This window comes from Rhodococcus sp. NPDC127527 (genome assembly GCF_042672245.1).
GTDB lineage: Bacteria > Actinomycetota > Actinomycetes > Mycobacteriales > Mycobacteriaceae > Rhodococcus_G.
In genome coordinates this window covers 1-6,660 of record NZ_JBHXVP010000001.1, presented here as the reverse complement: position 1 = coordinate 6,660, position 6,660 = coordinate 1, and the positions used below count along the sequence as shown (strand labels likewise).

Annotated in this window: 6 protein-coding genes and 1 pseudogene; 4 read left to right on the top strand and 3 right to left on the bottom strand. The window is 69.3% G+C overall.

Going from position 1 to position 6,660, the window contains the following annotated elements; genetic code table 11:
* Nucleotides 1–102 precede the first annotated feature (102 nt).
* Together ACFVH2_RS00035 and ACFVH2_RS00030 are read right to left on the bottom strand one after the other, a co-directional pair.
* Nucleotides 103–606 (bottom strand): nuclear transport factor 2 family protein, encoded by a 504-nt coding sequence (locus tag ACFVH2_RS00035; protein WP_378428661.1) that lies wholly within the window; start codon nucleotides 604–606, stop codon nucleotides 103–105.
* Nucleotides 607–629: 23 nt separating this feature from the next.
* Entirely contained in the window at nucleotides 630–1,499 is an 870-nt protein-coding gene (locus ACFVH2_RS00030; protein ID WP_378428659.1) for an LLM class F420-dependent oxidoreductase, read from the bottom strand.
* Between the two features lie 202 nt (nucleotides 1,500–1,701).
* Here ACFVH2_RS00030 and ACFVH2_RS00025 point away from each other — a divergent pair, with 202 nt between their 5' ends.
* Entirely contained in the window at nucleotides 1,702–2,589 is an 888-nt protein-coding gene (locus ACFVH2_RS00025) for an IclR family transcriptional regulator (protein WP_378428657.1), read from the top strand.
* A 16-nt stretch (nucleotides 2,590–2,605) separates the two neighbouring features.
* Here the strand turns inward: ACFVH2_RS00025 and ACFVH2_RS00020 are convergent, their stop codons facing one another.
* The gene (locus ACFVH2_RS00020) at nucleotides 2,606–3,118 is read right to left on the bottom strand and encodes a flavin reductase family protein (RefSeq protein WP_378428655.1); all 513 of its coding nucleotides are present in this window, start codon (nucleotides 3,116–3,118) and stop codon (nucleotides 2,606–2,608) included.
* A 158-nt stretch (nucleotides 3,119–3,276) separates the two neighbouring features.
* Here ACFVH2_RS00020 and ACFVH2_RS00015 point away from each other — a divergent pair, with 158 nt between their 5' ends.
* The 3 genes and pseudogenes from ACFVH2_RS00015 to ACFVH2_RS00005 all read left to right on the top strand — a co-directional run.
* Nucleotides 3,277–4,158 carry an alpha/beta fold hydrolase gene (locus tag ACFVH2_RS00015; protein ID WP_378428654.1) on the top strand — a complete coding sequence of 294 codons (882 nt, stop codon included), beginning with the start codon at nucleotides 3,277–3,279 and terminating at the stop codon, nucleotides 4,156–4,158.
* The gene (locus ACFVH2_RS00010; protein ID WP_378428652.1) at nucleotides 4,155–5,864 is read left to right on the top strand and encodes an FAD-binding protein; all 1,710 of its coding nucleotides are present in this window, start codon (nucleotides 4,155–4,157) and stop codon (nucleotides 5,862–5,864) included. The genes ACFVH2_RS00015 and ACFVH2_RS00010 overlap by 4 nt, the downstream gene beginning before the upstream one ends.
* A gap of 44 nt (nucleotides 5,865–5,908) precedes the next feature.
* Nucleotides 5,909–6,660 (top strand): annotated as a pseudogene (locus ACFVH2_RS00005) (hydroxylase); the annotation flags it as partial.

Below are 6,660 nucleotides of genomic sequence, written 5' to 3'. Positions count from 1 at the left end.
CGGCACCTTTTTCTTCCCTCCGTTGTGTCGTCGGTCCATTTTGTTGGGCGGCCGCCCACCCCCCGAGAGGGTGTCCGGCGACTGCGGTTTCGAGCTTCCGGACTAGAAGGACAGCGCCGCGCCGGTGGCGCCCGCGGCGAGGATCTCGCGGGCCTCGGCGCGACCGTCGAGCAGCCGGTTGGTCCGGACGGTGACCTTCCAGCGGCCGTCGACGCGGGCGAGCTCCCAGCGGTTCGCGGTGATGCGGGCGACCCTGTTGGTGCCGGACTCGCCGTCGTGCATGACCAGCTGCGAGTGGCAGGTGGCCACCGCGGTGTCGCCGTCGAGGACGATGTGCGGCGGGCCGACCAGGTGCGCGCAGCCGCCGTGGATGTACGACTGGTGGTTGCGTGAGCGGACCATCGCCTCGATCTCGGTGCGTCCGGTCATCGCGCCGGTGTCGACGTCGTAGCGGCCGTCCTCCGTCCACAGGTCGGCGACGGCCTCGGCGGAGCCGCTGTCCACGGCCGGGCCGTAGCCGCTGATGAGGTGCATGATGTCGAGCTTGTCCTCGAGCAGTTGGACGCGCTCGGCGAGTCGGCGGACGAGGTCGGTGCTGTCTGTCATGTGGTGGTCCTTTCGGTTGTGGTTCAGTCGAATTCGATGCCTAGAGGTCGGGCGAGCTGTTCCAGGGTGGCGAGCTGGTCGCAGAAGTGGGCGGCGCTGGTCGCGTCGAGGTTGACGCTGGCGACGGTGGCACCGGCGTCGCGCAGCCGACTCAGGGTGCTAGTGGTGGCATCGGGCGAGCCTGCCGGGTCGAGGGCGCGACCCGCGTTGAGCACGATCTCCATCCCGGCGGGCACGGGGGCTTTGGCAAGCATGACCGCCAGGTCGTCGACGCGAATCCCGAACGGGACCCAGCCGTCGCCGAGTTCGACGGCGCGGCGCAGTGAGCGGGGCGTCCGGCCACCGATCCACAGCGGCAGGTGCTCTTGCGCGGCATGTGGTTCGATCACGAAGTCCTCGAAATCGTAGAATTCGCCGTGGTATTCGGGTGTGGGTCTGCCCAGGGCCGCGCGCAGCGCGCGCAGTGCGTCGTCGGCGCGCGCACCGCGGCCCTCGAAAGGCACGCCGAGGAGGTCGAACTCCTCGCGCAGGCTGCCGACGCCGAGGCCGAGGGTCACCCGTCCGCCGCTGACCCGGTCCAGGGTGCCGTAGCGCTTTGCGATCTCGAGCGGGTGGTGGTAGCCGAGCACGAGAACCTGGGTGACCAGTCGGATCCGGCTGGTCCGGGCGGCCAGGAAGCCGAGGGTGGCGAGTGGATCCCAGTAGGTGCCGCCACGTTCGGCGGCGGTTTCCACCGGCACCGCGACGTGTTCGCTGCAGGTGACGTGGTGGTATCCGAGCCGGTCGGCGGTTGCTGCGATGTCGGCGACCTCCGCGATTCCGGCGGCGGCCTCCCAGTCGGCCCGGGTGGCGGGGTGCTGTACCAGCACGGGGCTGACGATCCCGATTCGCATGTGGCTCTCGCTCCGTTCGGTGAGGGTTGGCCCCTCGGTCGTTCCTATCCCACTGCCGCTCGTGGGGAAGCCCGTCTCCCGGTCAACGAGATTCGGACGATTGTTGCGTAGGTGTTTCCCATCACATACTGTTGGCCGCAGTTTCAGAATTCATTTCAGTTTTGCGGATCGGTCCACCCGATCCGGATCGACAGGAGTCGCCATGACTGTCATCACCGAAGCTCCCGCACGCAGCGACAAGCGGGAGGTCCCGCCGTCGATGGTCGAGCGCATGACCCTGATCCTCGACGCCTTCGACGGTCGCGCCGCCCGACTGACCCTCGAGGAGGTCGCCGGCCGGTCGCGGCTGCCGCGATCGACCGTCCATCGCATCCTCGACTCCCTCGTGAAACTGAATTGGGTCGAACACGCGGCCTTCGGGTATCGCCTCGGCAGGCGCGCTCTCGGGATCGGCGGTGACGGCGGCCATGCGGAGGTCCGGGAGGCGGCCGCGCCGCTGCTGCACGACCTGCACATGCAGACCGGCATGGTGGTGCACCTGTCGGTGCTCGACGGCAACGAGGCGATCTACCTCGACAAGGTCGGCGGCCGGCTGGCGAGTTCGATCCCGTCGCGGGTGGGTGGCCGGGTGCCCGCGCAGTCCACCTCGGCGGGCAAGGCGATGCTCGCCTGGCTCGACCCGGAGCGGGTGGACGCCCTGTACGACGGCGCGCGACTGAATCGCTGCACCGAGCGGACCATCACGGAGCTGGGCACCCTGCACCTCGAGCTCAACCGGATCCGGCAACGCCGTGGGCTGGCGTTCGAACGAGAGGAATCGGCGCGCGGGGTGGCCTGCGTCGGCGTCGCCGTTCGGGGGCACGAAGGCCCGGTGGCTGCCGTTTCGTTGTGCGGGGACGCTCGCACGGCTCAGCTCGAACGCGTCGCCCCGCTGGTGGTCGACGCCGCCCGCGAGATCGGGCGAACTCTGTACCCCGAGCTCGGCACCCCGCGCAGGGCGCCGCGGCCCGTCGAGCCCGCGGCCGAGACCTGGTCACCGGAGGCGCGCAGCCGCCTGACCGTGGTGGGCCTGCGCAGCGGCTGGATCTGAGTCGGCCCCGGTCGGCTCAGGGGCGCGCCGAGACCGGATCGAGCCCGAACCCGCCGCGGAAGAAGACCATCGGACGATCGTCGCGGACCGCCTCGAGCTCGAGCACCCGACCGAGCACCACGTCGTGGTCGCCGGCCGGATGCACGGTGTCGACCTCCGCGTGCACCCGCACCAGGACCTCGTGCAAGGACGGTGTCTCCCAGCGGGAGCGCTCCCAGTCGAGGCCGTCGAACTTCGCGCCGCGGCTGGATCCGAACCGCCCGCACACGTCTGCCTGGGACTCGGCGAGGACATTCACGGTGAACCGTCCCGTCCGCCGGATTCGCGGCCAGGCGCGGCCGCGGTGATCGGCGCAGAACAGCACCAGCGCCGGATCCAGCGACACCGACGCGAACGACTGGCAGGCGAAGCCGATCGGCCCGTCCTCGTCGAGTCCGGTCACCACGGTGACACCGGACGCGAACTGGCCCATGATCTGTCGCAGTTCGGCGGGGTCGTGGGTGGCGGTGGTCGTGGTCTCGTGACGCATGAAAACGAGCGTAGGAATTCGATATCCGGGCTTCGGCCGGCGATCCCGTTCAGTGGAACCGTGTGGGCACCCTTACACCGCGCTCGCTGGGCCCGAGACGATCTCGCTGATCGAGACCTGCGCTCCCCGGCGCCGGCCGAACTGGAAGCGTCGGCGCCATGACGAGTGAACTCACCTACGAGGGCACCAAGCGGGAGGTCGCCACCGACCTCGGCGTGCTCCGATACCACGAGGCCGGCGACGGCCCGCCCCTGCTCCTGCTGCACGGATCCGGCCCCGGCGTCACCGGCTGGCGCAACTATCGCGGTGTCCTCGGCGACTTCGCCGAGCACTTCCGGTGCCTCGTGCTCGAGTTCCCGGGCTTCGGCGTCAGCGACCCCGGCGACGGGCACCCGATGGTGATGGCAGGCGCCTCGGTCGGGACGTTCCTCGACGCGCTGGGCATCGACGAACCGGTGCACATGATCGGCAACTCGATGGGCGGCATCGTCGCCACCAACGTCGCCATCAACGCTCCGCAGCGGGTGAACAAGCTCGTCACCATCGGCGGCATCGGCAAGAACGTCTTCGCGCCCGGACCGGGTGAGGGCATCAAGTTGCTCATGGAGTTCACCGACAACCCGACGCGCGACGGGCTGATCAGGTGGCTGCACTCGATGGTCTACGACCCCGCTGTCGTCACCGAACAGCTGATCGAGGAGCGGTGGGAACTGGCCACCGAGCCGAAGACCCTCGAGATCGCCGCCCGGATGTACAGCAGCGCGGCCTTCGCCGCCACCGCGGCCGCCGCCCGGGCGTCCGGGGCGACCCCGTACTGGGCCCAGCTGCACAAGGTACAGGCGCCAACCATGCTGACCTGGGGTCGCGACGACCGGGTCAGCCCCGTGGACATGGCGATGCTCCCGATGCGGGACATCCCGAACGCCGAACTGCACGTGTTCCCCAATTGCGGGCACTGGACGATGATCGAGGCAAAGCAGGCGTGGGTGTCCGCGGTGCTGGCATTCCTCACTCGCACTGAGGAGGCGAACGACCGGTGACCGAACAGAACTGGGACAAGACCGTCGATTTCCTCGTCGTCGGCAGCGGCGGCGGCGGCATGAGCGCGGGCATCACCGCGGCCGGGCAGGGCCTGAACACGCTGATCATCGAGAAGGGCAAGAAGTTCGGCGGTTCGACGGCCATCTCGGGCGGCGGGATCTGGATCCCGAACGCACCCACCCTGACCCGCAAGGGAGCCGGTGACGACCCGGAGGCGATCCGGCGCTACCTGCGCACCCTCACGCAGGGGACGGTGCCGGATGCCCGGATCGACGCCTACGTCGACGCGGGCCCGAAGCTGATGGAGCTGCTCGACCGCAGCCCGCACATGAAGCTGTACTGGGTCAAGGGCTATTCCGACTACCACCCGGAGGAGGACGGCGGCAGCGCCCTCGGACGCACCATCGAATGCCTGCCGTTCGACACCCGAAAGCTGAAGGAGGACGAGCAGTTCCAGCGTCCCAACAGCATGAAGGGTCCGCTCGGCCTGTGGGTCACTTCGAAGGACTACCACGACCTCGCGATGGTCAAACGGACCTGGCGCGGCCGCAAGGCGTCTTTGATCGCGGCCTGGCGGGTCGGCTCGAACGTCATCCGTCGTCGGCACATGGCGACCGGTGGCCGCGCCCTGGTGGCGCGCCTGAGGATGACGCTCAAGGACGCAGGAGTGCCGTTGTGGCTGCGGACCTCGATGACCGAACTGGTCACCGACGCCTCCGGCGCCGTGATCGGCGTGGTCGCCGAGCGCGAGGGCGAGACCGTCAGGATCCGGGCGCGGCGCGGCGTGCTGCTGGCCACCGGCGGTTTCGACCACAACCAGCAGATGCGCGATCGGTACCTGCCCGAGCACGGACGCACGAACATCAGCGCCGGCGCACGGGAGAACACGGGCGACGGTATCCGCGCCGGGCAGGCACTCGGCGCCGAGGTGGACCTGATGGACGATGCCTGGTGGATGCCGTCGGTGTTCCACCCGATGGGTGCGGTGATCCCGCTGGTCTCCGAGCGGTGCATCCCGCCGTCGGTGATCGTGAACGCCGAGGGTGAGCGCTTCACCAACGAGTCGTCGCCGTACGTGAACTTCGTGCACGACCAGCTCGAGGGGGGCCACGTCCCGGCGTGGTTCGTGATGGACTCGAAGGCCAAGAACCGCTACCCGTTCGCGCAGGTGCTACCGAACATGCCTTTCCCGCAAGGGTTTTACGACTCCGGTGTGGTGCACAGGGCCGCGACGCCGGCCGAGCTGGCCGAGAAGATCGGCGTGCCCGCGGACAAGCTCGTCGCGACCATCGAGCGGTTCAACGGCTTCGCCCGCAACGGCAAGGACGAGGACTTCGGCCGCGGCGACAGCGCGTACGACCGGTACTACGGCGACCCGACCATGAAGAACCCGAACCTGGACGAGATCGTCAAGGGCCCGTTCTACGCGATCCGGTGCGAGGCCGGTGACCTCGGCACGAAGGGCGGTCTGGTCTGCGACGAGAACAGCCGGGTCCTGCGCGCCGACGGTTCCGCGATCGCGGGGCTGTACGCGACCGGCAACACCACCGCCTCGGTGATGGGCAACGAGTACGCGGGCGCGGGCGCGACCATCGGCCCGTCGATGGTGTTCGGATATCTCGCCGCCAGGTACGCCGCCGCGCATACGCTCCCACTGAGCGAGAGCTCAGGAGCCGCGCCGCGCGGCGGGACGTTGTCTGTATGAGGGCGGCTCGCCGCCGGATCACCACGAGAGAACCGAGGGAAGTCATGGGTCAGGTCCAGGATCGGATCGAGCAGTACGCGGAGGAGATCCGCGCCGAGGGTGTCGAGGGCGACAAGCTGATGCGCCTGTCGGACACCGCCGCCAAGCGTCTGCGCGATGCCGGCGCGATCCGGATGCTCCAGCCCAAGGAGCACGGCGGGCTCGAGGTGCATGCGCGGGAGTTCGCGGAGACCGTGATGTCCATCGCCGCGATGGACGGCGCCACCGGGTGGGTCACCGGCATCGTCGGTGTGCACCCGTGGGAGCTGGCGTTCGCCGACCCGAAGGTGCAGGAGGAGATCTGGGGCACCGACCAGGACACCTGGGTCGCCTCCCCGTACGCGCCGATGGGTGTGGCCAGGCCGGTCGAGGGGGGTTACGTCCTCAACGGGCGCTGGTCGTTCTCCTCGGGCACCGATCACTGCCAGTGGGCGTTCCTCGGCGCGATGGTCGGCGACGCGGACGGGCGGCCGCTGATGCCGCCGGTGCAGCTGCACGTGATCCTGCCCCGCAGCGACTACGAGATCGTGGCGGACTCCTGGGACGTCATCGGCCTGCGCGGGACGGGGTCGAAGGACCTGATCGTCAAGGACGCGTTCATCCCGACCCACCGCACCCTGTCGGCGTCCGAGGTGATGGACGGGACCGCGGTGAAGAAGGCGGGCCGTACCGAGACGCTGTACAACATGCCGTTCTCGTGCATGTTCCCGCTCGGCATCACCTCGGCGGTCATCGGCATCGCCGAGGGCGCGTTGGC

Excerpts from the sequence above, each read along its gene's own strand:
- ACFVH2_RS00020 (WP_378428655.1), bottom strand. The coding sequence starts at position 3,118 with ATGCGTCACGAGACCACGACCACCGCCACCCACGACCCCGCCGAACTG.
- ACFVH2_RS00030 (WP_378428659.1), bottom strand. The coding sequence starts at position 1,499 with ATGCGAATCGGGATCGTCAGCCCCGTGCTGGTACAGCACCCCGCCACC.
- ACFVH2_RS00025 (WP_378428657.1), top strand. The coding sequence starts at position 1,702 with ATGACTGTCATCACCGAAGCTCCCGCACGCAGCGACAAGCGGGAGGTC.
- ACFVH2_RS00035 (WP_378428661.1), bottom strand. The coding sequence starts at position 606 with ATGACAGACAGCACCGACCTCGTCCGCCGACTCGCCGAGCGCGTCCAA.
- ACFVH2_RS00015 (WP_378428654.1), top strand. The coding sequence starts at position 3,277 with ATGACGAGTGAACTCACCTACGAGGGCACCAAGCGGGAGGTCGCCACC.